The following is a 25,122-nucleotide window of genomic DNA, read 5'->3' as shown; positions in this document are numbered from 1 at the left end:
GGTCCGACAGTGCATCACCGGCGCGTCGCCCATGTGTCTCCACCGCAGGTCAGAGGCCTGTGGCGTACGGAGTCGTACGGACCCTCGCGAGTTGCTGGCGGACCTGGGGCCGGACAGGTCTGATGAGACCGGTGCCCGGCGCAGGGGGCCGGGCACCTCCAACCCGTGATGGAGGATCAATGTCGATCAGCAACCCCAGCTATCCCTACGTGGCCCCACGTGACTTCCAGCTCGCCGTGACGGAGCCGGGATGTCCGCGCACCGCCACCGTGCTCACCGAGATCCTGCTCGGTGACCTGCGGTGCCGGCGCAGGTGGCTACGCCATACCCAACGCCTGGGCGGACGCCAGCCGAACCAGGCCGGCGTCGCCTGGGTACTCGCGCTCACCCTCTGGGAACGCGGCGAGATCCCCGAGAGCCGGCGCACCCTCCCGCGCAGCCTCAAGGACCGGGTGTCCCGGGCGCTCAACGGCCGCCTGGTCTCGGCCAGCACCCTGGCCCTCTTCGTGGACGCCTTCGACCTCACCGAGGAGCAGGAGCAGGAGCTCTACGCCGCCTGGTCCGCCGACTACGCCGACGTCCCTGCCGGTCCGGAGATCTCCGGTCTCACCTGGATGCCTCAGTAGTACGCGATCTCACGAGTCATGCGCGCCACTGGCCCCGTGACCGAGGGCTCAACCTCAGGTTCAACCTGAGGTTGAGCCTTCGGGGTCGGCCAGGAGCCGGCGCTTGGCCGCCGCAAACTCCTCGTCGGTCAGCGCCCCGCGGTCATGCAGGTCGGCCAGCGCGGTGAGATGGGCGATGAGCGGGTGGCTCGTGGAGGAGTTCATCGCGCTCGATCCCGAGGGCGGGCCCTCTGCGCGTGGGAGACCCGGCACGTCCGGCCTGTCCTCCAGGCTGGGCCTTGCCCCGAACCCCGGTGTGGGGATCGTCGGCATCGTCCCGCCCGCCGGGCGCGCCAGCACCTCGTCCAGCTTGAGGAACGTCGTGTTGCCGTAGGTGAGCGTGCCCAGGTTCAGGTCGTCCCCGTGCACCGTGCGAGCCGTGACCAGGCCCGTGGTCCAGACCTTCTCCCGCTCGATGGTGACCTCGCGCACCTCGGCGCGCAGCACCTCGTCCACGAGCGGCATCCCGACGTGCTCGTCCCCCAGGGTGAGCAGGCGGCGGTCGGTGATGACGAGCATGGAGACGCTGCGCCGAAACCTGGTGACCGCGAACATCCCCAAGACCGCCTCGTCTGGCTCCAGGATGACGCGGAGCGACTGACGGGCCAACGGCCCCAGCCGCTTGGGCACCTTCTTGTCGACGTATGGCGTGCGCCCGTCGGTCACCGTGGCTCCCCCTTGCTGACGTGCCATGATCTGCAGCCGCACGCTAACAGCCAGCTCATCCCGTCGGGCCGTCGCCTCGTCTACACCTGGTGCAGGACGACGTCGTGCAGCGCCCCGTCCAAGACGCTGCAGGTCAGGTAGGTGCAGTGCGGCTGACGGCGTCGGTCGGTTGGTGACCCGGGGTTCAGCAGCCTCAGGCCGCCGTGCTCGGTGTCCCACGGGATGTGGCTGTGCCCGAAGACCAGGACGTCAAGGTCCGGGTATGCCGCTCGCATCCGCTCCTCGCGCCCGGTCCTGGCGCCCGTCTCGTGGACCACGCCCCACTGCATACCCTCCAGCTCGACCCGGGCCACCTCCGGCAGCCGCCGACGCAGCTCAGGGCCGTCGTTGTTGCCCCATACCCCCACGAGGCGCGCCGAGCGCTCCTCGAGCCGGTCGAGCAGGTCGGGTGCGACCCAGTCACCGGCGTGGATGACGACGTCCGCCCTCTCGATCTCGTCCCAGACGCGCGCGGGGAGGTCCTTCGCCCGTTTCGGGACGTGCGTGTCTGCGAGCAGGAGCAACCGCGGTCCCTGCGTCACCCCACGTCCGGGGTCTCGGTGCTGCCCTCGTCGTGGATGTCCTCCGCCATCCGGTCCAGCTCGCTGTCCTCCACGTCGACCTGCGCCTCGGCCATCCCCTCCTCGAGGTCCTTGCGCACGACGTCAGGCTGTGACCCCTCGTCCCAGCTCTCGACCCGGTCCACGACGTACTCGGCGGCCTCCTGCCGGGCGTCGGCTTCCTCGGACCCGGGGGTGCTCTGCTGCTCGCTCATCCGGCCACGCTAACGAGCGGCCGAGCCAGTCGCCCGTCGGAGCTGCACGCCTACACTTCCGACCATGTCCTTGCTGCGCACCGCCGCCCGCTTCACCCTCGGAGCCGCCATGGTCGGCGCGGGAATCGCGCACCTGACCTCCCAACGGGAGGAGTTCCAGGCCCAGGTGCCCCACTGGTTCCCGATCGACGAGGACCTGACCGTCGTGGGGTCCGGCGTCGCCGAGATCGCCCTCGGTGCGTCGTTCATCGCCCTGCCCCGCCAGCGACGGCTGGTCGGTGGCCTGCTCGCGGCGTTCTACGTGGTGATCTTCCCCGGCAACATCGCGCAGTATGTCGAGGGCACCGACGCCTTCGGCCTCGACACCGACCGCAAGCGGCTGGTCCGGTTGTTCTTCCAGCCCTTGCTGGTGCTGTGGGCCCTCTACGGCGGCGGGTGGCTGAGCCGCCGTCGCGGCCGAGGCAGAGGCCGGGGCCCTTCTCACTTCGTTGCCACGTAGTAGCTGTTGATGAAGTCCTCCGGCAGCCGCTCGACCCGCACGTCGCCGAACCCGGCCTCTGCGAGCATCTGCAGCGCCAGCTCGGTGCCCCAGGCGGTCCCCAGACCGTCACCACCGAGCGACAACGAGACGGTCATGCAGTGCATCGTGGAGACGGTGTAGAGGTACGGAGCCCAGGGCAGGTCGAGGTTGGCGTCGACGTTGCTGGCGGCGTGCATGTCGACCATGAGGAAGACCCCGTCGTCGACGAGGTGCGCGGCGACCTGCTCCAGGACGGTCGCGGGGTGCGCCTGGTCGTGGATCGCGTCGAAGGCCGTGATCAGCTCGAAGGTCCCGGCCCCGTCCAGGCTCGTGACGTCGCGGACCTCGAACCTGGCGTTCGTCAGGCCCCACTCCCGTGCCTCGGCGCGGGCGACCGCGACGGCGTCCGCGGAGAAGTCGTAGCCCACGAGCTCGCTCGCCGGGAACGCCCGGGCGAGGAGGTTGACCGCGTGACCCTGCCCGCAACCGATGTCCGCGACCCGCGCGCCGGCTTCGAGCCGTTCGCGCAGCCCGGGCACCAGCGGCAGGATGCGGCCGATGAGGGCCTGGTCGTTGGTCTGGGCGCTCTGCTCGGCCATGACGTCGTGGAACTGGCGGTAGCTCGCGTACGGCACGCCGCCGCCCGCCTCGAAGCAGCGCACGACCTCGTCCTCGACCTGCGCCAGCAGGGGCAGGAAGCGCATGACGGACGCCAGGTTGTTCGCGCCGGCCGCCCGGGTGAGGACGGCGGCATGCTCGACCGGCAGCCGGTAGCTGTCGTCGACCGGGTCATGCACGACGACCCGAGCCGTCGTCATCGCACCCAGCCACTCCCGCACGTAGCGCTCGTGCAGTCCGGCCGCGGCAGCGAGCTGGGCGCTGGTCGACGGCGGGAGCCCGGCCAGGCTGTCGAACAGGCCGGTCCGGTGGCCGATGCTGACCATCAGGGCCGTCGAGCCGGCCGTCAGGGTGCCGAGCAACCCGGCGGCGAACTCCTGGACCCGCGCCGGGTCCGGCCCGGCGGTCTGATGGGTGGTGCTGCTCGGGTGGCTCGTGCTGCTCGGTGGGGTCGCGCTACTCGGTGGCGTCGTGGTCTGGGTGTTCATCGGTCCGGTCCTTCCTTCTCGCGTCGTGGCGGACACCATCAACGCTAGGGACCGGTCCCCGGACGCACATCGGTCGAATCATGCAGTCGGTATGCAGTGTGCCGGCCCGAGTGTCAGGCCTCAGACCAGCCCGTGCCCCCTGGCCCAGGCCACGGCGGCGGTGCGCGTCGAGACCTCGGTCTTGAGGTAGATGTTCGCCAGGTGCCGCGCCACCGTCCGCTCGCTGATGTACAGCGATCGCGCGACCTCCCGGTTCGTCCGGCCCCCGGCGACCTCCCTGAGGACCTCCAGCTCGCGCGGGGTCAGCCCGTCGAGCAAGGCACCGGCCCGGGCGCCGCCCCCGGCCCCCAGCACGTTCGCCCTCGCGCCCAGCCGCCCGAGGACGGTCACGCCTTCCTCGTGCTCGCGGCGCGCGGTGTCGTGGTCGCCGAGCGCCTCGTAGGCCCGCGCCAGGTCGAACCGCACCTGCGCCGCGCGATAGGGCACAGCCATCTCCTGCCACCGCACGAGTGCCGTGCGTAGGAGGCCGACCGCCTCGGCGGGCCGGTCGCCGGCGAGCAGCGCCGCACCCTTCAGCCGGGCGGCCTCGGCCAGCCACCCTGGGCTCAGGTGGTTCTCGGCGATCGTGGTCAGCTCCCGGAGGTGGGGCCCGGCACCGCCTGGGTCCTGTGCCGCCAGGTTCACCTCGACCCGGGCCGCGAGCAGCGGTGCTCGAGCGAGCGGGTCGTGCGAGGTGGCGAGGGCCGCGTCGAGGACGGAACCTGCGACGCTGACGCGTCCGCGGTCCAGCTGGAGCAGCGCCAGCCCAGGCAGCGGGTCTCGACCGAGCTGATGGGCGCGGCGGTAGGCGCCCTCGGCCCCGTCGAGATCGCCCTGCAGCCGGCACAGCTCGGCCAGACAGTAGTGGGCCGCGGCCTCCACCCTCACGTCCAGTCCGGCCAGCGCGGCGACCGCGTCCCGGACCTCCTGCTCAGCTCGCGCCCAGGCACCCTGCTGCAGGAGGAGCTCGGCCCGGTGGACACGGCATACCCCGGTGAACAGCACCGTGGCGTGACCCTCGCACCAGCGCTCGGTGAGCGTCACCCACCGCTCCGCCCGCGACAGGTCCACCAGGATGTGGCACACGTCGATCGCGCTGCAGAGCACCGCGCCGGCCCACTCCGGGACGACCCCGCCGGCGAGCACGGACAGCATCGCCTCGTCCAGCTCGCGCAGGCCCTGCTTCGTCTGCCCCTGCCGCACGTCGACGGTCCCGCACAGCAGACGGCCCAGCGCTTGCAGAGTGGCGTCCTCAGCCCGCTCGCCCAGCTCGAGGACCTGGTCGGCCAGCGACCTCGCCGTGTCGAGATCACCGGCCTGGAGCGCCAGCTGCGCGTCGACCGCCAGGACGAAACCCCGTTCCGGGGCCTCCGGGGCCTCCTCGAACAGTCGCCGTGCCCGGGCGGCCCAGCCGAACCCAGCCTCCGCGTGCCCTCGCACCATCTCGGTGTAGCCCAGCTTGAAGGCCACGCTTGCCGCGTATGCCGTGGCGCCGGCTGAGAGCAGCCGCCGGTGCAGGTCTGCGCTGGCAGCGGCATACTCGTCCATCTCCCCCAGCCACCAGCAGGCGTCCGCCAAGGCAGCCAGGTCCACGTCGGACAGGTTCCCCGCCCGACGGAAGAGCGCGCGGGCAGCCGTCCAGTCGCGGCGCGCCATCGCCTCGTGCGCCGCCCGGAGCTCCGGGACCTCGCTCACCTGTCCACCATGCCAGACGGGACGCTCGCCATGGGTCGGATGGGTCGGCTGCGGTAGAACGCTTGCCGCTCGATCGAACGCCGGCAGAGGGCGGAAGCCAGAGCGGACGGATCCCCTAGTCCCGCGGCTTGTCGTCCGGCGGGTCGAGTCCGTCCAGCACCTGCAGTGCGTCTGCCCAGCGAGCGCGCCGCTCCGCCGGCGACTGCTCCCACCACGGCGTCCCGCGCTCGCCGAGCCCGTGCTTTGCCAGGTCGACGCGACGGCGGGCCGGTGCTGCGTCCTCACCGGCCGCGCGCAATGCACGCACGCCCGAGCGACCGCGTCCCAGGTGGGACAGCAGACGCCGCGCGACGTCCTCCGGCAGGGCCGGGTCCTGGCGACGCCAGCGCCGCCCGTCGACGACCAGCCACCGTTCGTCGTCGACCGGGTCGACCGAGCCCCCCTGCTCGGTCGAGCCGCTCGCGTCGGCCGAGCCAGCCAGGTCGGCCGAGTGCCTCGCGTCGGGCGCCGGCGTCACGACATACCTCTCAGGCCTCGATCACGACCGGCACGACCAGCGGGTTGCGGCGGTGCTTGCGGCCGGCCCAGCGGGTGACCGCCCGCCCGATCCGCTTCTCCAGCTCCTGCGGATCGCTCACCCCCTGGGCGGCGGCCTCGGCCAGGGCGCTCTCGATCGCCGGGACGGCGCCGTCGAAGAGCGTCTCGGCGGTGCCCAGCCCACGGGCCAGGAAGTCCGGCTGCTCGGTGAGCTTGCCCGTGTCGGCGTCGACCAGGGCGACCACGGTGACCGTGCCCTCCTGGCTGAGCGTCACCCGGTCGCGCAGCGACTCCTCGGTGACGTCGCCGACGGTGCCGGCGGAGACGTAGACGTAGCCGGCCCGCACCTTGCCCGTGACCTTGATCTTGCCGTCGACGAGGTCGACCACCACGCCGTCGTCGACCACCACGACCCGCTCGGGGTCGATGCCGGTGGCGATCGCCAGGTCGGCGTTGGCGCGCAGGTGGCGCCACTCCCCGTGGACCGGCATGACGTTGCGCGGCTGGACGATGTTGTAGCAGTAGACCAGCTCACCGGCGCTGGCGTGCCCGGAGACGTGCACCTTCGCGTTGCCCTGGTGCACGACCTTCGCGCCCCACCTGGTCAGGCCGTTGATGATGCGGGAGACGGCGTTCTCGTTGCCGGGGATCAGCGAGCTGGCCAGCAGGACGGTGTCGCCCTCGCCGATGGTGATCTGGTGGTCGCGGTTGGCCATCCGGGACAGGGCCGCCATCGGCTCTCCCTGCGACCCCGTGCAGACCAGCGTGACCTGATGCGGGGCCAGCCTGTCCAGGTCGCGCGCCTCGACGACGAGGCCCTTGGGCACCTTGAGGTAGCCCAGCTCCTGCGCGATCCCCATGTTGCGCACCATCGACCGGCCGACGAAGGCGACCTTGCGCTTGTGCGCGACGGCGGCGTCCAGCACCTGCTGGATGCGGTGTACGTGGCTGGCGAAGCTGGAGACCACGATGCGCCCCGGCGCCGTCCGGAAGACGGTGTCGATCGCGGGCGCCAGGTCCTTCTCGCCGATCGTGAAGCCGGGCACCTCGGCGTTGGTGGAGTCGGTCATGAACAGGTCGACCCCCTCCTCCCCCAGCCGGGCGAAGGCGCGCAGGTCGGTGATCCGGTCGTCCAGCGGGAACTGGTCCATCTTGAAGTCGCCGGTGTGCAGCACGGTGCCGGCCGCGGTGCGGACGAAGACGGCCAGCCCGTCGGGGATCGAGTGGTTGACCGCGACGAACTCGCAGTCGAACGGCCCCAGCGGCAACCGGTCCCCTTCCTTGACCTGCCGCGTCTTGGGCTTGATCCGGTGCTCCTTGAGCTTGGCCTCGATGAAGGCCAGGGTCAGCCGGCTGCCGATGACGGGGATGTCGCCGCGCTCCTTGAGCAGGTAGGGCACCGCGCCGATGTGGTCCTCGTGCCCGTGCGTCAGCACGACCCCCACCACGTCCTGCCAGCGCCCCCGCAGGAAGGAGAAGTCGGGCAGGATGACGTCCACGCCCGGCTGGTGCTCCTCGGGGAAGAGCACCCCGCAGTCGATGATGAGCAGCTTGCCGCGGTGCTCCAGCACCGCCATGTTGCGGCCGACCTCCCCCAGGCCGCCGAGGGCGACGACCCTCAGACCGTTGCGGGGCAGCGCAGGCGGCGCCTTCAGCTCGGGATGACTCATGAAACTCCTCAGGTAGAAGTGATCAAACAGGTTGTCGTCTGTGGTGCCCGGACGGGCCACGGCGGGCGCGCTGGTGGCTGAGACCTGCAGCGAGGTGGCGTGGGCGTGGTCCGGGTGTTGAGGACCACGGTATGCGGTCAACACACGGCAAAGCCATCTGGCCGGGCCGTCGGCGACCTCGGGCTGCCTCCACGCCGTCCAACCGCGACGCGAGCGTCCCCCTGTCGAGGCAGCGCCACGAGGGCCAGCGCGGCCACGCCGACCATGACCCAGGACCGCGAGGACAGGCCGCCTTGCCGACGGTTGGTGCCCTCGGCGCTGTCAGTATGCTCGACCAGCATGATCGGGTCACGTCTGAAAGAGCTGCGCACCTCGCGCGGCGTGTCCTTGCGGACGCTCGGCTCGGCCACCGGCCTCTCGGCCACGCTCCTCAGCCAGATCGAGAGGGGGGTCACCGAGCCGAGCCTGAAGTCCATGAGGCTGCTGGCCGACTACTTCGGACAGTCGATCACCACGCTCTTCCAGGACGGCCCCGATGTCGATGCCCCCCACATCACCCGGCCGGGAGAGCGGATGCGGCTTCGATCCGGTCACGGCCAGACCCACTACGAGCGGGTCACCCACGGCAACGGTCGCCTCGAGGTGCTGCACGGGACTCTCCTGCCGGGTCAGTCCACCAGCGCGAAGCCGCGTGGACACGACGCGGTCGAGTGCGTCTACGTCCTCACCGGCGACGTGACGGCCGAGGTGGGCGAGGATCGCTACGTGCTGACCGCCGGGCAGGCGATCACGATCAACTCGCTCACCCCGCACCGCTACCTCAACGTTGGCCCGGAGCGGACCGAGTTCATCTTGTCGGTCACCCCTCCCACGCCCTGACCCGTTCAGCTGACCCCCTTCTGCGCCGCCAACCGGGTCAAGGAGGCCGCAACGGCCTCCAGTGCCTGCGCCATCTGCGCCGGGTCGCGGTAGCAACCGTGCACCAGACGCAGATGCCCTTCCCCCGACGGGCCATAGGGAGCCCCAGAGTTCACCGACGTCTGGGCATCGCGGAGCAGGTGCGCGGCGACCTCGTCCCCCGTGCCCAGGTCGCGCACCTCGATCCAGGACAGGAACCCGCTCTCCGGCCTCTCCACCCGCACGCCGGGGACCTCCCCCAGGATCCGCTGCACGTCATGCCGACGCGCCTCGAAATCGGCCCAGCGGGCGTCCAGGTCGGCAGTGTCTGACAGGGCGGCCACCGCCGCCGCCTGAGCGATCGTGTTCGTCGCGCCGACCACGTTGACGGCAGAGCCGTAGAGCGCATCCATCATGGTGTCCGGTCCCACGACATACCCGACCCGCATGCCGCTGAGGCCATGGCCCTTGGAGAGGGAGAAGACGGTGAGCGTGCGCTCCCACAGGCCAGGCAGCGACGCGGGGGTGACCATCTCCACGTCGTCGTAGATGAAGTCCTCGAAGGCCTGGTCACAGACGAGCACGAGGTCGTGCTCGACGATGAGGTCGCGCAGGGCCTCCAACCGGTCCCGGCGCAGCACTGTCCCCGTCGGGTTGTTCGGATGCGTCAGCACGACCATGCGGGTGCGGGGGGTGATCGCCGCCCGCATCGCCTCCACGTCTAGCTGCCAGCCGTCGGAGGCCGCCATGGGGACCAGCACCGGCACCGCTCCGAGCAGGCGGCAGTTGACGGCGTTCGACGGATAGGACGGGTCCGGCACCAGGACCTCGTCGCCGGCGTCGAGCACGGCAGCCATGGCGAAGTAGAGGCCGGAGTCGGAGCCGGGGGTGATCAGGACGTGACGGCGGGGGTCCAGCTCGAGCCCGTTGGTCCGCAGACACTTCTGCGCGACCGCCTCCCGCAGGGCGAGCCCGCCGATGGGCAGGGTGTAGTGCGCCGTGCCGGGGGCGTCGACGGAGTCCTGGAGCACCTTCCGCACGCCCGGAGCGAGTGCTGGGTCCGGGAACCACGGGTCGGCCCACGACAGGATCCGGTAGCCCTGGTCCTGCAGACGGGCGACACCGTCCCCGACATCGGCCTTGGTCACGTCGGCGAACAGGCCTCCCTGCATGGGCGCGAACCGGTCGTTCAGAAGGCGGCCGGCGGTGAGGCCGTCACGGGCGTCGTCAGAGGTGGCGGCCGCTGCTTCCGCACTCCCGACGCCGGACGCGCGGCCCTGGTCCGCGCTCACGCGATGGCCCTCGCCCACGGGGCCAGGTCGTGGTGATCATCACGCACGACGAGGCCGCCCTGGACCACCGCCCGCAGGCTCCGCAGGGCGCTGATGTCCCTACGGGGGTCATCGCGCAGGAGGAGCAGGTCCGCCTGTGCACCGGCGCCCAGGGTGCCGAGGTCCCCGGCCCCCAGCCACTGCGCCGCCCGGCTCGTCGCGGCAGCCAGCACCTCGCCGGCACTCATGCCGGCCTCCTGCATGAACTCCATCTCCCGGACGGTGGCGCTGGTCCCGTCGAAGGGGGCGTAGGGCGGCATGTCCGACCCCATCACGATGCGCACACCGGCCCGGATGGCGCGCTGCAGGGTGGCCCAGTGGTCCGGGCCCGCCGCGAGCGCGCGCTGCATCATCCAGTCGGGCACCTGGCTGGCCTCGAAGAACTCCTTGCACCGGCTCACCGTGATGGTCGGTACGTACCAGGTGCCGTGCTCGGCCATCAGCGCAACCGTCTCCTCGTCGAGGTGGTAACCGTGCTCCACCCCGTCCAGGCCCAGCTCCACCGCCTGCCGCACCGTGGCCGAGGACGAGGCGTGCGCCGTCACCTGCTTGCCCCAGGCGTGCGCGGTCTCGATCACGGCCCGCAGCTCAGCCGCGGTGAGCTGCGGTGTGTCGATCGCCTCGTGCTCCCCGGCGATGCCGCCGGAGACGCAGACCTTGATCACATCCGCCCCTGCCCGGATCTGCAGGCGGGTGGCCCGCACGAAGCCGTCGGGACCGTCGGCCTCCAACCCGTCGGCGTCCCAGCCGTGACCTCCGGTGCAGCAGAGGGCATGGCCGGCCGTGAAGATCCGCGGCCCGGGAACGGTGCCGCGTTGGATGGCTGCGCGCAGGTCCATGTCGAGGTAGTTGCGCTCCCCGACCAGGCGCACCGTGGTCACCCCGCACTGCAGGGTGCGCGCTGCCGCGTCAGCCATCAACAGCACGACCTGCGCATCACGTGCCGCGTCGACCGCTTCGGACATCGGGCCCGGCAGGGCAAGACCCAGGTGGACGTGCATGTTGACCAGACCAGGGACGACATACCCCGTGGTCCGCGCCTCCCGGAACCCGGTGGCTCCCGTCCGGGCCAGCACCTCGTCGCGGTCGCCGACAGCAGCGACCCGACCATCGGTCCCGATGAGGATCGAGGCGTCCTCGCGGTCCCCAGCGACCGGGTCCACCACGGTGACACCGCTGAGGAGGAGGGGATCAGGCGGGCTGTTCACGGGTGCTCCTTGGACGACGATGCGCGGTGTTCGTTGAGCAGGACCGGCTCCAGCAGGGTCACCGGTGGTGACCCGTGCGCCAGGACGGCGTCGTGGAACCGGCCCAGACTGGGGAACCGGTCCTCCAGTCGTGCGCGCAGGCGGTGCAGCTCATCACGCCCCAGGACGTAGGTCGAGGGGTAGGTGGGGTTGTCATGGCGGGTGTAGCGGTCGACCTCGCCCTGGGCCATGTGCCGGTCCATGCCGGTGCGCTCCATCAGCAGCGTGACGGCCTCGGCGTGCGTGAGACGGCCGGTGTGCAGGCCCGTGTCGATGACGAGCCGCAGCGAGCGCCAGAGCCGGTTGCGCCCCGCGAAGAGGGCCTGGGCGCTCGCGCCGAAGACGGTCTCCTCCAGGATGTCCTCGACGTACAACCCCCACCCCTCGACGAAGAGCGGGGTGCGGAAGAACCGCCGGAAGGAGTCCTCGGCGGTGCCCAGTACGTGGTGCACCGACTGGATGTGGTGGCCGGGGTAGGTCTCGTGCCCCACGATCGAACGGATGAAGGTCGGGCAGTTGTCGCGCTCGTGCCCGCGGAGCCGCTCCGGCGACGCCTGTGCGTCGGCCTCCGTGATGAGGAAGAAACTGGTGAGCTGCTCCGCATACGGCGGGACCGTCCGCATCTCACCCAGCGGCAGGCCGGCCCGGCGGAACTCCGGCAACGGCGCGACGACGCAGTCCTGATCGGGCGGGATGGTCAGCAGGTCGTGCTCCCGGGTGATCCGCTCGGTCTCTACGGTCTCCCGCCGGTACGACGTGACGAACTCCGCGGCTGGCGTCCGTTCGTCCTTGAGCTCATCGATCTGCTCGGTCCAGGTGCGGGCCGGGTCGAGCTCGCCGGCCAGGGTGACCAACCGCTCCTCCGCGTCATCGACGCAGCGCCAGCCGTACTCCCAGACCTCGTCCGCGGTCAGACCCAGGCGGTGGTAGTCGCGGAGCAGCCCGTCGAAGTTCTCCTCGCCGATGGCCCACTGTCCCTCCCCGGACTCCGCCAGGTCACGGCACCGTTCGGCGAAACGCGCGATCTCTGCCGCCAGCTGCTGCCGCCGTCGGTCGACGTCGGGGACCAGATGCTCCGGGAGCGACGCAGACAGCAGGCCGAGATCCTGCTCGACCAGGGCGGTCAGACCCTGGACGGCAGGCACCGCCATCGCCGCCCAGCGACGGGGGACCTCTGCGGCCACGAGAGCTTCCTGGCCGGCGGCGAGGAAGGTGACGGCCTCCTCGAGGAGGGTCAGGTATGCCTGCGCGTACTCCGGTTGGCCCAGGCGGTCGGGGTCCACGGCGGTGAGCGCACCGCCGAGGGCCTCCGCATACCAGTAGGGCGCGCGTGCCCAGGGCCGCGCCACCCGCACCTCGTGCAGGCGGACCGCAACCTCGGCCTGGATGCAGTGCTCCTCCAGCCACGCACGGCTCCCGACGGCTGCCGAGACCGGTGCTCGCCAGGTCGTGAGGAGCCGCTCCATCTCGGCGTGGTGCGCCGGGTCCGTCGTGGGCAGCGAGAGCCAGGGCGCACCTGTGGCGGGGTCGAGAGCGCCCACCTCGCGTGCGGTGACGGGGTCGGCCGCCACCAGGGCGGCAGCGAGCTCATGCATGGGCCAGGTCCTCCAGGGTCGTCTGCAGGGGCGCCATACCCATCGGGCCCAGCGCCAGCGCCTGCCTGTGGAAGGAGCGCTCGTCGAGGGTGCCGCGCCGCATCGCGACCTCGCGGGCCTGCTCCCACAGGCGTGCGCCCATCGAGAAGGCCAGGGCCTGCCCGGGCCAGCCCAGGTAGCGGACCACCTCGAAACGGGCGGTCTCCGCATCGCAGCCGGCGGCCTGCATCAGCACCTCGACGCCCACCTCACGGGTCCACCGGGTGGCCTGCGTGAAGTCATTGCCGCTCGGGATCGGGTAACCCAGATGCAGGCCCATGTCGATCACGATGCGGGCGGCCCGCCAGCGCTGGGCCAGGACGACGCCCAGCTGCTCGCCAGGGTGCTGGATCAGGCCCCAGTCGGCGGCCCGGCCCTCCGTGTAGTGCGCCCAGCCCTCCGCATACCCGTGCACATGGCACAGGTAGCGCTGCCACGGATGCAGCGACTCGGTGCTCATCGTCACCACGTGCTGCAGATGGTGGCCCGGCAGCCCCTCGTGGTGGACGGTGCTGACCTCGCGCCAGACCGGCACGTCCATGGCGCCGGTCGGTGTAGACCAGACCACACGTCCGGGACGGGTCCCGGCCGGGTCCGGTGGGGAGTAGTAGATCGAGCCCGATCCGGGGGCAGCGAGCACCGCGCCACAGCGTGAACCGGCCGGGATGTCGAAGACGCTGCCCTGGAGCCGGGTCGCTGCCTGGGTCATCCGCGTCTCGACCCAGTCCACGAGGTCAGGGCCCACCGCTACCCGGCCCGTGGGGTCGGCGTCGAGCTGGGCAGCGGCCTCGTCGAGGCTGTCCGCGCCCAGCTCGGCAGCCAGGGTCTGCGCCTGCGCGGTGAGCTCTCGCAGCCGGTCCCAGCCGTAGGCGTAGGTCTCGTCCAGGTCGACGCTCGTGCCGAGGAAGGCGCGGGAGGTGATCCCGTAGAGGTCCCGACCCACGGCGTCGGCCGTGGCCCCACGGGGTGCGTGGACCTCCTCCAGCCAGGTCGCCAGCGCGCGACAGGCCGCGCGCGCGTCGGCCAGGGCCGTGGCGGCCTCCGGCCGGTCGGGGCCGCTCCCCGCATCGCTCAACAGTGCCCCGAGGCGGTCGTCGCCCTCGGGGTCGGCCCACCGCCGGACCTGGGCGGCGAGCGTACGGGACTGGCGGGCAGGCACGACATACCCCCGGGCCGCCGTCTCCTCCAGCTGCTCCGCGTAGTCCCGGAGGGCTACCGGGACCCGCGTCAGGCCCTCGACGCGCTGCTCCGACGGTGCGGACTCCAGGCCCATCATCACCGCGTGCGCCGGGGACGCCAGCGGCGCGACCAACCCAGGCGTGAAGCCGCTGTCGTGCAGGGCGAGATCACTGCGCAGGCGCTCGCTCAGCGCGAGCCGCAGGACCGCGCCGGCCCGAGTCGTCGGCTCCTCGGAGGGCCTGTCGACCTCAGCGAGGGTGCTTGCGGTCAGTGCGGCACGGTCCGCCACGGCCCGCGGCCCGAGGGCCGCCCAGGGCCGGACGCTTTCGCGTCCGGTCACCTGAGCAGCCCCCGGGTCCAGCAGGGCCAGCCCGTGCACGTAGGAGTCTGCAACCCGTCCGGGCCGGCCCAGATTGGGGATGGCGTGAGGCGTGGCCGTCACTGAGCGCGGACCCACTGCTCGGCGTTCCACGACACCCCGGTCTGGACGGCGGTGGTGCGCACGTTCTGCAGGGTGCTGTCGTAGCCGGTCACATCCGGGTGGGCGAAGATGGGCAGACCGTAGAGGGTGTCCCAGAGCTCGCGTTCGATGATCTCGACCTGCTCGCGGTGCACCTCCGGGTCCGCCGAGGTGGCCAGCGTGTTCCACGCCTCGTCGACGATCTCGTTGGAGTAGCCGCCCATGTTCTGACCACCGCCGGTGGAGTAGATGGCCTGGCCGGAGGCGACCTGTCCGGAACCCGCCCAGGCGAAGAGCGCGACCTCCCAGTCGCCGGCCTCCAGGGGGCCACCGGTCTCGAAGAAACGGGCATCCCCGGCGTCGATCACGTTGAACCCGGCCTCGTCACAGGAGGCCTTGATCGCGGCCACCTGCTCGGTACGACGCTGGTTGGGGGCGGAGTAGCCGATCCGGATGTCGACCGGTGCGTCCAGTTCCGCCTCGGCCAGCTTGCTCTTCGCGCCCTCGATGTCGACCTGGTCGTATCGTCCGTCGTAGGCGGCGGAGAGCACCTCGTCGTAGTGCGGCTGGAAGGGGAAGACCTCGCGCAGGTTCATCACCTGAGCGTCCGGGTTGATGGGCTGGATCAGTGTCTCGACGATCTGCTGCCGCGGCACGCAGAGCGCGAAAGCTTCCCGCGCGGCGAGACCACCGGCGTCGTCGGCGAAGACGCTGCCCTCCTGGAAGTTGTAGTCCAGGTGCTCCCAGGTCAGCGAGTCGCCGGTCTGCATGGCGACGTCGGGCAGACCCTCGAGCTGGGCGATGGTGTCCACCGTGGCCTGCGGCTCGATGACGTTGATGTCCCCGTTGGCCAGCGCCTGGACGTGGGTCTCGGGCGCAGCGAACACGAAGGACAGGTCGTGGGTCGCAGGCGCAGGACCGTAGAAGGAGTCGTTCGGCACCAGGGTCAGGGACTGGCCGGAGATCCAGCTCGCTCCGTCCAAGGTGTAGGGACCGCTGGAGGGGACGAGCGCCGCGTCGGGGAGCTCGTAGTTCTCGAACACCCAGCCGGTGTTCCAGAAGTCGGCCACCCCGGCGACGGTCTCCCCGTCGCCGTCGAGGATGGCCTGAGCCAGCTCCGCCGGCTCCAGACCCGACTGCTCCGCGACGACGTGCGAGGGCAGCGCCGTGGAGACGACCAGCTCCCAGTCCGGGTAGGGCTCCGGGTAGACGACCGAGAAGGTCTTGCCGTCGACCTCTGCCTCCGGCCCTTCCGGCACATAGCGTCCGAAGCTGTCGGACACCGGGTCGAAGCCGAGCGCCTCCGCCCCGCCCAGCTTCTCGGGGTTGGTCGTCGCCCACTCCAAGAGGTAGTCGTTGGCCGTGACCGGGACCCCGTCGGACCAGACAGCCTCGTCGGAGATGGTGTACTCGATCGTCAGGGGTTCCTCGGACACGACCTCGTAGCTGCCGAACCACTCGTTGGGGTAGACCGTCCCGTCGGTCCCCCAGTGCCAGAAGCCACCGAAGAGCTGGTTGTTGACCACGGCGTTGTAGGTGGAGTTGGTGCCGGCCATGTTGCCGTTGTAGGCGTTGTACTGCTCCGAGCCCGCCGAGAAGGAGACGACGTCGTCGACGGTGACCACCTCGCCGAGGTCGGCCTTGCCGGTGGTCTCCGGCGTCGCGGCACTGTCGTCGCCACTGGGATCCGCCGGGGCTTCGGAGGCGCTTGCTCCGCCGTCGCTGTCGCCGCTGCCGGCCGGCTGGTTCCCTGCGGTGTCGTCCGCGGGCTCAGCGTCCGACGTGCAGCCGGTGAGGACGAGGGCTCCAGCGGTAACCACGGCCATCGTGGCGCGTCTGATCTTCATGTCGTGCTCCTCAGGTGATCGCGAGCAGCAGGTGACGTGCACAGCGGCTCGGGTAGGACAGAGGATGTGCAGTGTAACTGCACAACCTCGGATCCGTGGCAGCCGGTCCAGCCAGGCTTGAGGAGCACGGCGATTGTCCCGAGCCGCAGACCGAGCATCCCCATGGCGACACAGAAATTCGAGGCGCGTCCTGATGGCCGCGCGCCAGCGGATCCGCTGGTCGCCAGCTGTGGCGTTTGCCGACCCCCGGCGCGTCAGCCCCAGGGCGGCGGCTGCGGCAGGTCCCCGGCGGAGGACAGGCCCCCGGCGTCGCCCCGGGCGAGCCAGAGCAGCAGCTGCCCGGCGGTGCCCTGCACCTCGGGGCCGCCGCCGCCCAGCTCGAGGGACGGCATACCCTCCGGGCGGAGCGTGAGCGCCGGCGCGTCGCCGGTCGCCTGCCACTGGCTCACCCCGCGCCGCAGCGTGCGGGCCACCCACCCGGGGTCGGCGTCGTCGAAGGTGTAGCCGGCCTCGAGGTCGACGTGGTGGAAGACCACCTCCAGCAGCCGCATGGCGACCACCTGGTGGCCGGCGACCGTGTTGCCGGTGCGGGTCTTCACGAGACTGTCACCGGCCGGCCCGGTCAGCACCTGCGCCTGCTCGCGGAACCGGGCCGCGCTCTCCTCGACGTCGGCGACGATCTCCGGCAGCGGGCGGCGCGCGCCCTCCTCGATGTCGGCGTCCCGGCTCTCGTTCGAGGCGTACACGGCCCGCTCCTGGCCGTCGACGGCCGTGAGCACCATGTTGACCAGCCCGTCGGCGTTGCGGGCCACGTGGGTCAGCACGTGCGCGACGCTCCAGCCCTCGCACAGGCTCGGGCGGTCGGCGTGCGTCAGCTGGGCGCAGGTCTCCAGCAGGCGCTGGGTCTCGGCGTCGAGCAGGGTCAGGTTCTCAGCGGCGCGGTTGGTCATGGCACGCATTCTGTCGGGTCGACGGCATACCTCGCGCAGGTGGACCAGGTATGCCGTCGAAACAGGGGGACGAGCGACACCAGCCGGGCCCGTGCATCGGTTATGCCGACAGCCCCTCAGCGATCGAGCGCAGGTAGCGGGCCAGCTCGCGGGGAGCCGACCGCGGGGCGACCTCCTCGACAGCGGAGTTGTAGTTGGTGTTGGTGTTGACGTCGTAGGTCAGCAGCCGGCCGTCCTGCGTCTCGATGAACTCGATGCCGCAGACCTCGATGCCGTTGGCCTTCGCGAAGGCGAGGTACTTGTCGATGATCGGGTCGTCGAAGCCCTCGCGCAGCGAGAACAGCTGCTGCCCGATCTCGGGTGCCAGGGTCGCGCCGGGCGGCATGATCGGCTGGCCGGTCGTGGGGTCGATCTCGCACGCGTCGGCCGGGCACAGCTGGAAGCCGCCGCGGGCGGTGTCCGCGTCGATGGCGTAGAGGAACTCGCCACCGACGATCTCGACCCTGGTGATCCTCGGGCTCGCGGCCACGATGAACTCCTGGATCAGCGTGATGCCGTCCTGGGGCTCCTCGAACTCCTCGGAAGCGACATACTCGGCCAGCTCGTCGTGGCTGTCGAAGCGGCGCACGCCCAGACCCTTGCCGCCCTGGTTGTGCTTGGTGACGAACGGGGCGGGTATGGCGCGGGCCGCCTCGACCACGTTCTGCCGGCCGATCGCGGCGACGGTGCGAGGGGTCTCGATCCCGGCCGTCCGCAGCCGGGTGAGCTGGTCGACCTTGCTCATCTCCAGCTCCAGCACCCGCCGGCCGTTGACCGTGCGGCGGCCGTGGGCCTCCAGCCAGGACAGGACCGCGCGGGTGTAGTCCTTGGACAGGTGGTGGTCACGGGTGTGCGCCGAGGCGCTGATCCGCGACCAGAAGACGCCCTCCGGCGGGGCCTCGTCGAGGTCGAGCACGCCGTCGGTGAGCAGCCACTCCTCGACGTGGACGCCCTCGGCCTCGAAGGCCTTGGCGAAGGGCGGGAACCACTCAGGGTTCTCGTGCAGGGCGTAGATCGTGGGTGTGGTGGTCATGGTCAAAATCACCCTTCCAGGAAGATGCCGTTCCCCGGACCCATGGGCAGGTCGAGGAAGAAGAACGCGGACAGCACCGCGAACCAGGCCAGCCAGAAGACGATGGAGAACGGCAGCATCCGGGCGATGATCGTCCCGAGGCCGGCGTTCGGCTCGTAGCGGCGCAGCATGGCGAGCAGCACGATGATGTAGGGGTTGAGCGGGGTCAGGATCTGCGTGGCGGAGTCGCCGACGCGGAAGGCGCCCTGGATGAAGCCGGGCTCGTAGCCGATCAGCGCGAACATCGGCACGAAGACCGCCGCCATGAGCGTCCACAGCGACGAGCCCGAGATGATGAACAGGTTGAGCAGTGAGGCCAGCACCACGAAGCCGAAGATCGCGCCATACCCGGTCAGGCCGATGGACTGCAGGGTCTCTGCGCCCCCGACGGCGATCCAGGACCCGATGCCGGACCAGTTGAACAGCGCGATGAACTGGCCGAGCACGAAGGCCAGGACGAGGAAGGACATCATGTCCTTGATCGCATCGCCCATCATCCGCGGCATGTCCTCGCTGTTCTTCAGCACGCCCACCACCCGGCCGTAGACCAGCCCCGGCACGATGAACATCGCGAAGACGATGAAGACGATCGAGCTCAGCAGCGGCGACCTCGGCAGGAACGCGCCCTCCTCGTTGCGCCACGGCGAGTCCGGCCAGAAGATCCCCGCCAGGATGACAGCAGCGACGACGAGCGCGGAGATCCCGGCCAGGACCAGGCCCCGACGCTCCACGGAGGTCAGGTCAGCGTCGGGCACCGGCGAGAAGGTGGTGTCGTCGTCCTCGGAGAACTGCTCCCGGGGCACGTTCTGGCGGATCAGCCGGGGCTCGAGGACCTTGTCGATGAGCAGACCCGCGAGGAACATCAGGACGGCGGCCGAGGCGACGTTGAAAAAGTAGTTCGACAGCGGGTGGACCGGGTCACCGGGGTTGGGCAAGGTGGCGGTGACCGCGGTGGTGATGCCCGCGAAGAGCGCGTCGAGGGAGGTCACGAGCATCGTGGTCGAGTAGCCGGCGCCGGCGGCCGCGAACCCACCGAGGAGCCCAGCCACGGGATGCCGACCCGCCGCGGCGAAGACCAGCGCGGCCAGCGGCGGGATGACGACGAAGGCCGCGTCGGACATGATCGAGCCGAGCACCCCGACCACGCCCACGGCATACGGCAGCGCCCACCGCGGCGAGGAGCCGAAGGTCTTGCGGATCAACGCGGCCAGCAGCCCGGACTTCTCCGCCACGCCGACGGCCAGGATGATCGGCAGCACGGTGACCAGCGGCGGGAAGCCGAGGTAGTTGGGGCCGAGGTTCTCGGTGAACCAGGCCAGTCCCTCGCCGGTGAAGAAGCCGCGCATCTGCGTGGGCTCGTCGGCGCCGGGGATCTGGACGCTGACGTCCATCCAGGCCAGGATGCTCGACCCCACCGCGGTGATGAGGAAGAGGTAGAGGAAGAGCATGAACGGGTTCGGCAGCTTGTTGCCGGCCCGCTCGATCCCGTTGAGGATGCGGTCGGCCCGCGTCGTCTTGACGGTGGTGGCAGTCATGGTGCAGGCCTCTCGGCACGTGGGGCAGGGACGGGTATGCGGCCCGCGCGGGCCGGTGGAGCAGGTGGGTCGGTGTGGTGCCGGATGGGCCTAGTCGAAGTAGTGCTCGACGTCGGTGGCGCCGCCGGCGCGCTCGAAGTTCTCGTGGACGGCCGTCCGCAGCTCGGCGTCGCACAGGTAGTCGAGGGCCGTGAGCGCGAGCCCGACCGCTCCGTCGACCGCGGCGTCTCTGGCCGCCTCGCTCGCGGCCGCCTCGGCGAACCCGCGCGTGTGCAGGGCCACCTCGGGCGGCGCGATCTTGATCAGCGGGTGGATGCCGGGGATGCGGTAGCTGACGTTGCCGAAGTCCGTCGAGGCCGCGATCGTCTCCGAGACGGTGCCGCCGGGCAGCGGGTCCCGCCCGCGCCGACGCTGCGCCTCGACCCAACGCTCGGTGAGTGCGCCGTTGGTACGCACCGGCAGGGACGGGGCGTGCTCGTCCCAGTCGACGTCGACACGGGTGCCGGTCATCAGCGCGGCACCGCGGGCGATGTCGTCCAGGCGCCTGCTGAGGTCCTTGAGCGTGTCGGGGTACTTGGAGCGGGCGTAGAGGCGGACCTCCGCCTGCTCGGTGATCACGCTGGGCCGGGTGCCGCCGCTGGTGATGACCGCGTGGACCCGGTCGACTGGCGGGAGCTGCTGGCGGAGCAGCCCCACGGCCTGGTAGGCCAAGGACGCGGCGTCCAGGGCGTTGCGGCCCATGAACGGCTGGGCAGACGCGTGGGCGGGGACGCCGTGGAAGGTCCAGGTCAGCAGCCGTCGCCCGAGCCACACCTGGTCGGCCACGTCGTAGCCGTAGGGGTGCACCATGATCGCCGCGTCGATGTCGTCGAAGGCGCCGCCGCGGGCCATCAGCTCCTTGCCGGAGTGCCCCTCCTCCGCCGGGGTGCCGAGGAGCACGACCCTGCCGGGAAAGGCCTCCGGCTGCTCGCGCAGCAGGGCCGCGAGACCGAGGAAGGCGCCGACCCCGGTGGCCGCGATGACGTTGTGGCCGCAGGCGTGGCCGACCTCGGGCAGGGCGTCGTACTCGCTCAGGACCGCGATCGTCGGCCCCTCCGGGTTGCCCACCTCGGCCCGGAAGGCCGTCGGCACATCGGCCGTGCCGATGCTCACCTCGGCTCCGTGCAGACGTAGGACCCGGGCGAGGGTCTCGACGCTGCGGTGCTCCTCGAAGGCGGTCTCCGGGTCGGCGTGCAGGGTGCGCACGATGTCGACGAGGTCCTCGCGCAGTCCTTCCACCAGGTGCTCGAGCCGCTCGGAGAGGGCCGGGGCGGCACCGGTGAACGTGCTCGTCTGGGGCGTCACCGACTCCATCCGGGCGGTCGTCTCCGCCGCGAGGTGGTCCAGGTACGCACGGCTTGGCTTCAGCTGATCGTCCATCACGGGCACCATAAGTGATCCCAACGCGATCTTATAAATCGGTCGCTCCCGATGCCGCCACGCAGGCCAGCGACCCGACCCCACGTGGGCCGGGTGCGGGACGGGGTCATCGCAGATGCCAGGTCACGCCATGGTCGTCGACGGTGGCGGTGTGCTCGTGCTCGTGGACCCAGGTGTGGTGCCGGGCGCACAGCAGGGCGTAGTTGGACAGGTCGGACCGTCCGCCCCGGGCCCAGGGGATGACGTGATGAGCGTCGCACCAGGTCGCGGGGATGGTACAGCCCGGGATGCTGCAGCCCTTGTCCCGGACGGACAGCCGCATCCGCTGCGCTGGAGTGACGAGGCGCTTGGCCCGGCCTTGGTCCAGGATCTCCGAGGGGCCACCGAGGACCATGGGGATGATGTCGGCGTCGCAGGCCAGCCGCCGGACCGACCCGGCGCTGACCGTCGTCCGGTCGAGGATGGCGCCAGCACCGGGCAACTGTCCACCGCCCTCGGACAGCTTCCGGCGCAGCGTCTCGAAGTCGATCGTGACGATGAGCTTGGCCTTGGCGGTCGTGGGCTGACCTTCGGTCCCGGCCACACCACGGCGCAGGACGGTCATGAACGCGTCGTAGCGGCGCTGGCCGGGCGTGCGACTGTCCTCCTCGCCGGTGGCTTCGACCTCGTCCGCGGTGGCGGGTGCGGCCAGCGGAGACATGAGGATCGCGCGGACAGCCTGGTAGTCGGCGTCGTCGCCGAAGGTGACGATGATGCGCTGCACAGTCCCGTCCGCCAGGGACGACTCGTGCACGTCCCGTAGTTCACGGCGGGCCTTGTTGCGCTTCTCGTGCTCGTCCTCCGGCAGGCACCTCCGCAGCAGCTCCTCGATGATGCGCGCGATGTCCTGCTCGTCGAAGAGCGGGTTGCGGCCCGCCGTGGTCAGCAGCTCGACCGCCAGGCCGTACTCCTCCGCCGAGATCGCCTTGCGGATCCGGGCCAGTGCCCGGTGGATGTTCGCCGCCCGCGGCAGTGAGATCCCCCCGGCCAGCACCCCGTCAAGCAGCGGCGCGTGCACCGGCTCGGCTGCGGCCTGCGCCACGCGGACGAGGTTGGCCACGGTGGCCGGGTCCAGGTCCGGGCAGGCCAGCACCAGCCAGTCGCGGAGGGTCAGCCCCTCGGCCGAGTGCAACCCGCGCTGCCGAACCTCGCAGGCCAGCCGCACCCGCGCCCGCACCAGGGCGGCGGATGCTGTGGCGACCAGCCGCAACCCGGACCGGACCTCGGTGTCCTGCAGGCGGGGCGCGTCCTGGGCGGCGAGGTCGGCGCCGATCGCCTCCCGCCCGGTCTGCCGGAGCGTCCTGGCCACCCGCTCCCCGGGCACACCGACGGTCAGCACGTAGCCCTCCCGGACGAGCTGCTCCCTGCTCGTCCGGAGGACCTCACCGCCCCACGCCTGCTCCATACGAACGAATGTATGACCAGGGTCTGACAGACCCTCCTGCCCAACTACGATCAGCCGATGACCCCCGCCCCCAACCGAGGCCCCGCGGCAGCAGCCGGGAACCGGGCCGCGCTGATCGAGTCGGCCCGCCGGCTCTTCTTCCGCGAGGGCTACGAGGTGCCGCTCTCGGCGGTCGCCAAGGATGCCGGGGTGGGGCAGGGCACGCTGTACCGCCACTTTCCCTCACGGGAGGCGCTTGCGGAGGCCGTCGTCGCCAGCACGATGGACACCCTTGTCGAGATGACCGAGGAGCTGCAGGGGCCGGAAGCCTTCGGGGTGCTGTGGCGGCACGTCGTCGACTCGCTGGTGGAGTCGGTCGGCTTCCTGGACGCCGTGCTCGGCCCTCGCGGTGAGCTGGCCGGTCGTCAGCCCGAGCAGGAGCTGGCCACGCTGCTCACCGAGCCCTTCGCCCGCGCCCAGGAAGCCGGCCTCCTCAGCCGTGGCCTCACGCTGGACGACGCGCTGCTCACCCTGGCCATGGTGCACGGCGCCGCACACCGCGCCGGGGACCGGAGGACCAGGCAGGAACTGGCTTACCGGGCCCTGGCGCTGGTGGGCGGCGGACTCGAGCTCACCCAAGGCCTCAGCGCAGACCGGTCATCGACGCCACGGCCCGAGCCGGGCGGCGCGCCCGGCTCGAGCCGCTAAAGAGTCACGCTGCCCTGCTCTGGATCTGCGCCGCACCCATGTGCCGCGCCGCGATCAGGCCGAACACGACGGCCGGGCCGATCGTCGAGCCCGGCCCGGGGTACGTCCGGCCCATCACCGACGCGCTGACGTTGCCTGCGGCATACAGGCCCTCGATGACCGACCCGTCCTCCCGCAGCGCCCGCGCGTGCTCGTCAGTCACCACGCCACCCTTGGTGCCGAGGTCGCCGATGACGACGCGGTATGCCGTGAAGGGGCCCTTCTCCACGGGTCCCAGGCAGGGGTTCGGGCGCACCGTCGGGTCCCCGTAGTAGCGGTCGTAGGCGGAGTTGCCCTTGCCGAAGTCGCCGTCGACGCCCGCCCGCGCGAACCCGTTGAACCGCTGGACGGTCGCCCTGAACACGTCAGGGTCCATGCCCGTGCCGGCAGCCAGCTCGGCCAGGGTGTTCGCCTTGACCAGCAGACCAGCCTCCTTCATCTCCTTGTTCTTGCGCGGGTCCATCGCGTAGGAGCGAAGGTAGCGGCGGGCGTGCCGGACGTCGGAGACCATCCAGTAGGTGCCGTGCGGGTCGTGCTCGAGCATGTGGTGTCCGAGGTCGACGTAGGACTCGGCCTCGTTGGCGAACCGGCGTCCCTGCCCGTCCACGATCATCATGTAGGGCAGGGAGCGCTCACCCACCAGGAATGCGGGGTCCCCGTCGCCGACGCCGGCGATCGAGGCGCCCCACCAGGCGTCGTCCATGAGCTCCAGGGCGGCGCCGTGCTGAACGGCCATCCGGTGCACCTGGCCCAGGTTGCCGGGCGCGCCGGACGGGTCGCCCTCGATGCCGTGGCGCTCCTTGCGCATCTCGACGTTGTGGTCGAAGCCGCCGGCCGCGAGGACCACGCCGCTCCGTGCGTGGACCGTGAGGTCCTGGCCGTCCTTGCGCACCCGCACGCCGGTGATCCGGCCGTCCTCCTCGATCAGTCCGGTGACCGGGCTCTCCAGCCACAGCTCGGCGCCCAGCTGCTGCACCGCCACGTCGAGCAGCGCGGCCATCAGACCGGCACCGATGCCGACCAGACGCTTGCCCCGCACGACGCCGCCGGCGATCCGCCCGACGACGCGGGCACCGCGGTGCACCCCACCCGGGGTGGACCAGGCGCGGGTGATCTGCCAGACGTCGTCGGTCATGATCGGCAACGGCATCATCGCGCGGCAGGTGGCCCACCAGTCACCGATCTTCTTGGTGTCCGGCGGCACGATCTCGATCGAGCGGCCGATCTTCCCGCCGGGCAGCTCGGGGTAGTAGTCGGGGTAGTCCGCGCCACGGGCCCACTTCACGCCATACCGCTCGGTGGTCTGCACCCAGTCGGCGACGCCGTCGACGAACGCCTCCTTGCGGGCACGCGACGTCGCCCGGCCCTCGTCGCCCACCGTGGCCTCGAGGTAGGTCAGCGCCTCCTCCCGGGAGTCGCCGGCGCCGGCCCGTTGCAGCAACGGGTTGTTCGGCAGCCACTGACCGCCGCCGGACATGGCGGAGCTCCCGCCCCACTTGTCGGTGCTCTCCAGCATGAGCGCGGTCAACCCCTGTTCGCGTGCCCCGATCGCGGCGGCGAACGCTGCCGACCCCGAACCGACGACGACGACGTCGTAGGTGTGCTCTGACGTGCTCATCTGCATCCTCAC

General features: G+C 71.2%; 22 protein-coding genes. 4 read left to right on the top strand and 18 right to left on the bottom strand.

What is annotated here, in order from left to right; genetic code table 11:
• Positions 1-179 precede the first annotated feature (179 nt).
• Positions 180-626: a hypothetical protein gene (locus ESZ52_RS09485; protein WP_131104727.1), complete on the top strand. Its 447-nt coding sequence runs from the start codon at positions 180-182 to the stop codon at positions 624-626.
• A 60-nt stretch (positions 627-686) separates the two neighbouring features.
• Here the strand turns inward: ESZ52_RS09485 and ESZ52_RS09480 are convergent, their stop codons facing one another.
• From ESZ52_RS09480 to ESZ52_RS09470, 3 genes are read right to left on the bottom strand one after another with little or no spacing between them, the layout of a single operon-like run.
• Positions 687-1,358, bottom strand: a complete 672-nt coding sequence (locus ESZ52_RS09480) for an SHOCT domain-containing protein (protein ID WP_131104726.1) — start codon at positions 1,356-1,358, stop codon at positions 687-689.
• A gap of 53 nt (positions 1,359-1,411) precedes the next feature.
• Positions 1,412-1,894 carry a metallophosphoesterase family protein gene (locus tag ESZ52_RS09475; protein ID WP_238154574.1) on the bottom strand — a complete coding sequence of 161 codons (483 nt, stop codon included), beginning with the start codon at positions 1,892-1,894 and terminating at the stop codon, positions 1,412-1,414.
• Between the two features lie 14 nt (positions 1,895-1,908).
• Positions 1,909-2,145 (bottom strand): hypothetical protein, encoded by a 237-nt coding sequence (locus ESZ52_RS09470; protein ID WP_131104724.1) that lies wholly within the window; start codon positions 2,143-2,145, stop codon positions 1,909-1,911.
• A gap of 64 nt (positions 2,146-2,209) precedes the next feature.
• On the opposite strand from ESZ52_RS09470, the gene ESZ52_RS09465 reads away from it, so the two are divergent.
• A complete protein-coding gene (locus tag ESZ52_RS09465) occupies positions 2,210-2,644 on the top strand; it encodes a DoxX family protein (protein ID WP_131104723.1) in 435 nt (144 codons plus the stop codon).
• On the opposite strand, the gene ESZ52_RS09460 is transcribed toward ESZ52_RS09465, so the two are convergent.
• The 4 genes from ESZ52_RS09460 to ESZ52_RS09445 all read right to left on the bottom strand — a co-directional run bounded on the left by ESZ52_RS09460 (position 2,626) and on the right by ESZ52_RS09445 (position 7,712).
• Positions 2,626-3,771, bottom strand: a complete 1,146-nt coding sequence (locus ESZ52_RS09460) for a class I SAM-dependent methyltransferase (RefSeq protein WP_131104722.1) — start codon at positions 3,769-3,771, stop codon at positions 2,626-2,628. The genes ESZ52_RS09465 and ESZ52_RS09460 overlap by 19 nt on opposite strands.
• Positions 3,772-3,891: 120 nt before the next feature.
• Complete coding sequence (locus ESZ52_RS09455; protein ID WP_131104721.1) at positions 3,892-5,505, bottom strand: LuxR C-terminal-related transcriptional regulator; 1,614 nt, start codon at positions 5,503-5,505, stop codon at positions 3,892-3,894.
• A 115-nt stretch (positions 5,506-5,620) separates the two neighbouring features.
• Positions 5,621-6,022, bottom strand: a complete 402-nt coding sequence (locus ESZ52_RS09450; RefSeq protein WP_425600045.1) for a 2-polyprenylphenol hydroxylase — start codon at positions 6,020-6,022, stop codon at positions 5,621-5,623.
• Between the two features lie 10 nt (positions 6,023-6,032).
• Positions 6,033-7,712 (bottom strand): ribonuclease J, encoded by a 1,680-nt coding sequence (locus tag ESZ52_RS09445; RefSeq protein ID WP_131104720.1) that lies wholly within the window; start codon positions 7,710-7,712, stop codon positions 6,033-6,035.
• 339 nt (positions 7,713-8,051) lie between these two features.
• Here ESZ52_RS09445 and ESZ52_RS09440 point away from each other — a divergent pair, with 339 nt between their 5' ends.
• Positions 8,052-8,591: a helix-turn-helix domain-containing protein gene (locus tag ESZ52_RS09440; RefSeq protein ID WP_131104719.1), complete on the top strand. Its 540-nt coding sequence runs from the start codon at positions 8,052-8,054 to the stop codon at positions 8,589-8,591.
• 5 nt (positions 8,592-8,596) lie between these two features.
• Here ESZ52_RS09440 and ESZ52_RS09435 read toward each other — a convergent pair whose 3' ends face one another.
• The 10 genes from ESZ52_RS09435 to ESZ52_RS09390 all read right to left on the bottom strand — a co-directional run bounded on the left by ESZ52_RS09435 (position 8,597) and on the right by ESZ52_RS09390 (position 22,766).
• On the bottom strand, positions 8,597-9,901 hold the full coding sequence (locus tag ESZ52_RS09435) for a pyridoxal phosphate-dependent aminotransferase (RefSeq protein ID WP_202865438.1): 1,305 nt from the start codon (positions 9,899-9,901) through the stop codon (positions 8,597-8,599).
• Positions 9,898-11,148: a metal-dependent hydrolase family protein gene (locus tag ESZ52_RS09430; protein ID WP_131104718.1), complete on the bottom strand. Its 1,251-nt coding sequence runs from the start codon at positions 11,146-11,148 to the stop codon at positions 9,898-9,900. The genes ESZ52_RS09435 and ESZ52_RS09430 overlap by 4 nt, the downstream gene beginning before the upstream one ends.
• Positions 11,145-12,782: a DUF885 domain-containing protein gene (locus ESZ52_RS09425; protein WP_131104717.1), complete on the bottom strand. Its 1,638-nt coding sequence runs from the start codon at positions 12,780-12,782 to the stop codon at positions 11,145-11,147. Before ESZ52_RS09425 ends, ESZ52_RS09430 begins: the two co-directional genes overlap by 4 nt.
• Positions 12,775-14,442, bottom strand: coding sequence for a DUF885 domain-containing protein (locus tag ESZ52_RS09420; protein ID WP_238154575.1), 1,668 nt, complete (start codon positions 14,440-14,442; stop codon positions 12,775-12,777). Before ESZ52_RS09420 ends, ESZ52_RS09425 begins: the two co-directional genes overlap by 8 nt.
• A complete protein-coding gene (locus tag ESZ52_RS09415; protein WP_181010010.1) occupies positions 14,439-16,307 on the bottom strand; it encodes an ABC transporter substrate-binding protein in 1,869 nt (622 codons plus the stop codon). The genes ESZ52_RS09420 and ESZ52_RS09415 overlap by 4 nt, the downstream gene beginning before the upstream one ends.
• A 254-nt stretch (positions 16,308-16,561) precedes the next feature.
• Entirely contained in the window at positions 16,562-17,257 is a 696-nt protein-coding gene (locus tag ESZ52_RS09410; RefSeq protein WP_181010011.1) for a maleylpyruvate isomerase family mycothiol-dependent enzyme, read from the bottom strand.
• 100 nt (positions 17,258-17,357) lie between these two features.
• Positions 17,358-18,329, bottom strand: a complete 972-nt coding sequence (locus ESZ52_RS09405) for an ATP-grasp domain-containing protein (RefSeq protein ID WP_131104715.1) — start codon at positions 18,327-18,329, stop codon at positions 17,358-17,360.
• An 8-nt stretch (positions 18,330-18,337) separates the two neighbouring features.
• Positions 18,338-19,903 carry an AbgT family transporter gene (locus ESZ52_RS09400; RefSeq protein ID WP_131104714.1) on the bottom strand — a complete coding sequence of 522 codons (1,566 nt, stop codon included), beginning with the start codon at positions 19,901-19,903 and terminating at the stop codon, positions 18,338-18,340.
• Positions 19,904-19,993: 90 nt separating this feature from the next.
• A complete protein-coding gene (locus ESZ52_RS09395; protein ID WP_131104713.1) occupies positions 19,994-21,322 on the bottom strand; it encodes a M20 family metallopeptidase in 1,329 nt (442 codons plus the stop codon).
• A 106-nt stretch (positions 21,323-21,428) separates the two neighbouring features.
• Positions 21,429-22,766 (bottom strand): HNH endonuclease signature motif containing protein, encoded by a 1,338-nt coding sequence (locus tag ESZ52_RS09390; protein WP_131104712.1) that lies wholly within the window; start codon positions 22,764-22,766, stop codon positions 21,429-21,431.
• A gap of 57 nt (positions 22,767-22,823) precedes the next feature.
• Between ESZ52_RS09390 and ESZ52_RS09385 the strand changes: the two genes are divergently transcribed.
• Complete coding sequence (locus ESZ52_RS09385; protein ID WP_131104711.1) at positions 22,824-23,453, top strand: TetR/AcrR family transcriptional regulator; 630 nt, start codon at positions 22,824-22,826, stop codon at positions 23,451-23,453.
• Positions 23,454-23,457: 4 nt separating this feature from the next.
• Here ESZ52_RS09385 and ESZ52_RS09380 read toward each other — a convergent pair whose 3' ends face one another.
• A complete protein-coding gene (locus tag ESZ52_RS09380; protein ID WP_131104710.1) occupies positions 23,458-25,110 on the bottom strand; it encodes an FAD-binding protein in 1,653 nt (550 codons plus the stop codon).
• Between the last annotated feature and the right edge of the window lie 12 nt (positions 25,111-25,122).

This window comes from Ornithinimicrobium sufpigmenti, assembly GCF_004322775.1.
Lineage (GTDB): Bacteria > Actinomycetota > Actinomycetes > Actinomycetales > Dermatophilaceae > Ornithinicoccus > Ornithinicoccus sufpigmenti.
Note: the sequence above shows the minus strand (reverse complement) of the source record. Positions and strands in the feature narration are given on the sequence as shown.

What these genes read in the sequence shown, in the direction of transcription:
- ESZ52_RS09485 (WP_131104727.1), top strand. Translation starts at nt 180, where the DNA reads ATGTCGATCAGCAACCCCAGCTATCCCTACGTGGCCCCACGTGACTTC.
- ESZ52_RS09480 (WP_131104726.1), bottom strand. Translation starts at nt 1,358, where the DNA reads ATGGCACGTCAGCAAGGGGGAGCCACGGTGACCGACGGGCGCACGCCA.
- ESZ52_RS09470 (WP_131104724.1), bottom strand. Translation starts at nt 2,145, where the DNA reads ATGAGCGAGCAGCAGAGCACCCCCGGGTCCGAGGAAGCCGACGCCCGG.
- ESZ52_RS09465 (WP_131104723.1), top strand. Translation starts at nt 2,210, where the DNA reads ATGTCCTTGCTGCGCACCGCCGCCCGCTTCACCCTCGGAGCCGCCATG.
- ESZ52_RS09460 (WP_131104722.1), bottom strand. Translation starts at nt 3,771, where the DNA reads ATGAACACCCAGACCACGACGCCACCGAGTAGCGCGACCCCACCGAGC.
- ESZ52_RS09445 (WP_131104720.1), bottom strand. Translation starts at nt 7,712, where the DNA reads ATGAGTCATCCCGAGCTGAAGGCGCCGCCTGCGCTGCCCCGCAACGGT.
- ESZ52_RS09440 (WP_131104719.1), top strand. Translation starts at nt 8,052, where the DNA reads ATGATCGGGTCACGTCTGAAAGAGCTGCGCACCTCGCGCGGCGTGTCC.
- ESZ52_RS09425 (WP_131104717.1), bottom strand. Translation starts at nt 12,782, where the DNA reads ATGCATGAGCTCGCTGCCGCCCTGGTGGCGGCCGACCCCGTCACCGCA.
- ESZ52_RS09415 (WP_181010010.1), bottom strand. Translation starts at nt 16,307, where the DNA reads ATGAAGATCAGACGCGCCACGATGGCCGTGGTTACCGCTGGAGCCCTC.
- ESZ52_RS09410 (WP_181010011.1), bottom strand. Translation starts at nt 17,257, where the DNA reads ATGACCAACCGCGCCGCTGAGAACCTGACCCTGCTCGACGCCGAGACC.
- ESZ52_RS09405 (WP_131104715.1), bottom strand. Translation starts at nt 18,329, where the DNA reads ATGACCACCACACCCACGATCTACGCCCTGCACGAGAACCCTGAGTGG.
- ESZ52_RS09400 (WP_131104714.1), bottom strand. Translation starts at nt 19,903, where the DNA reads ATGACTGCCACCACCGTCAAGACGACGCGGGCCGACCGCATCCTCAAC.
- ESZ52_RS09395 (WP_131104713.1), bottom strand. Translation starts at nt 21,322, where the DNA reads ATGGACGATCAGCTGAAGCCAAGCCGTGCGTACCTGGACCACCTCGCG.
- ESZ52_RS09390 (WP_131104712.1), bottom strand. Translation starts at nt 22,766, where the DNA reads ATGGAGCAGGCGTGGGGCGGTGAGGTCCTCCGGACGAGCAGGGAGCAG.
- ESZ52_RS09385 (WP_131104711.1), top strand. Translation starts at nt 22,824, where the DNA reads ATGACCCCCGCCCCCAACCGAGGCCCCGCGGCAGCAGCCGGGAACCGG.
- ESZ52_RS09380 (WP_131104710.1), bottom strand. Translation starts at nt 25,110, where the DNA reads ATGAGCACGTCAGAGCACACCTACGACGTCGTCGTCGTCGGTTCGGGG.